Genomic DNA, 1,873 nt, shown 5'->3' on the forward strand with positions numbered 1-1,873 from the left:
CGGTCAGCCGGGGGTCAGGCGGTGCCCGTCCCGAACCGGGGGGACGGCCTGCCGGGGGTGGTGGGGTGCCTGGGCCCGCGCCGCGCGCGGGCGGGAAGCCCTGGTGCCCGCCGTGCACCCCGCCGACCTCGCCCCGCGCCGAGCCGGTGGGCCTCCGACGCGGTGTCGTCCCGCGAGGGCCTCTCCGCGCCGCCGTGCGTGCCGAGGAGGACGGTGGCGGGGAGCCCGCGCGGCGGTGGGTCGTGGCGCGGTGTGCGGGGCGGTGCGGGCATGGGTGTTCCCTTCACCCGTCGGGGAGGCTTTAGGTGAGGCTACCCTCATGGTCTCGCCTGTTCGGGTGAGGTGGGTCGCGTGGGGCGTCGGTGGGGCCGCCGCCCCGCGGGGACGCGCTTAAGCCCGCCCTAACCGCCGCGTCCGCCCACGCCGTTGCGGCCGGTGATCGACCTAAGCTCGCAGGGTGTCCGATTTCCACGCGCTGATCATCGGCGGCGGGCAGTCCGGCCTGGCCGGAGCCCAGGCCCTCCGAGCCCGGGGGCTGCGTCCCGTGGTGCTCGAGGCCGGCCCCGAAGCGGTCGGTTCCTGGCCGTCCTACTACGACAGCCTGACCCTGTTCACCCCCGCCCGCTTCAGCTCGCTCCCCGGTCTGCCCTGCGGTGGCGATCCCGACCGTTACCCCACGCGGGACGAGCACATCGCCTACCTGCGCCGGTACTCGCGGCTCCTCGACGTCGACATCCGCACCGGCAACCGGGTGATCGAGGTGAGCACCACGCCCGAGGGCTTCGCCGCGCACCTGGCGGACGGCCAGGTGGTGCACGCACCGTCGGTGGTCGCCGCCACCGGCTACTTCGGACGACCACACCACCCGGAGCTGCCCGGGCTCGACTCGTTCCCCGGCACCGTCCTGCACAGCGCCGACTACCGGCGTCCCGACGACTGGGCCGGTCGTCGGGTGATCGTCGTCGGAGCCGGGAACTCCGCCGTGCAGATCGCGGTGGAACTCGCCGACCACGCCGTCGTCACCCTGGCGACCCGGGGGAACATCCGCTGGGCTCCGCAGCGGGTCCTGGGCCGGGACGTGCACTTCTGGATCCGGGCACTCGGTGTCGACCGCATACCCGCGTCCCGGGGCGTCCGCGAGCGTGCCCAACCACCGACCCTCGACCTCGCCGGGTTCCGGAAGGCCGTGGCGGCCGGCCGGCCCGACCACCGGAGGATCTTCGACCGGGTCGAGGGCGAGGAGGTCATCTGGCCGAACGGCGCTCGGGAACGGGTCGACATGATCCTCCTGGCGACCGGCTACCGCCCGGACTTCGGCTACCTGCGCGGGCTCGGGGCGCTGGACTCCCGGGGCGCGCCCCGCATCACCAGCGGATGGTCCGCCACCCACCGCCGGCTGGCCTACCTCGGGGTGGGGAACCAGCGGACGTTGGGGTCGGACAGCATCGTGGGCGTCGGTGCCGACGCCAGGGCGATGGCCAGGCGGATGAGCACCAGCCTCGGCCTCCGCCGCCCCACCCTCCTCGGGCGGTGACCGGCCCCCGCGCGGGTGGTCGCCGAGCGGGCGCCTGCTGACATCGGCGGGCTCGGCCTCGTTCCCCACGTCGCGAACGCCCGGGGTGCGGACCCCGCCGGCTGGTCGTCCTCGGTCGCCACCGCCGTGCCCGAGCACCGCGGCCGGCCCCACCGGCGCGCAAGGGGTGACGCCACCCCGCCGCGGGTTCAGCCTCCCACGGCTCACCGAACGTCCACGGGCCACCGGCGACCCCCGCACGCCCGCACCGGCTGCCGAGCGGTACGACCTCCCGTGTTCCGGGTGACCCGAGGCCGACCTGGCCTCCGTCGACCGGTGGACCGAGGCCAGCGCCCCGCC

Annotated in this window: 1 protein-coding gene; it reads left to right on the forward strand. The window is 75.8% G+C overall.

Going from position 1 to position 1,873, the window contains the following annotated elements:
- The first annotated feature begins 457 nt into the window (after nucleotides 1–457).
- Entirely contained in the window at nucleotides 458–1,534 is a 1,077-nt protein-coding gene (locus tag ACTIDRAF_RS0221540; protein WP_016700788.1) for a flavin-containing monooxygenase, read from the forward strand.
- The last annotated feature ends 339 nt before the right edge of the window (nucleotides 1,535–1,873 follow it).

This window comes from Actinoalloteichus spitiensis RMV-1378, from assembly GCF_000239155.1.
Lineage (GTDB): Bacteria > Actinomycetota > Actinomycetes > Mycobacteriales > Pseudonocardiaceae > Actinoalloteichus_B > Actinoalloteichus_B spitiensis.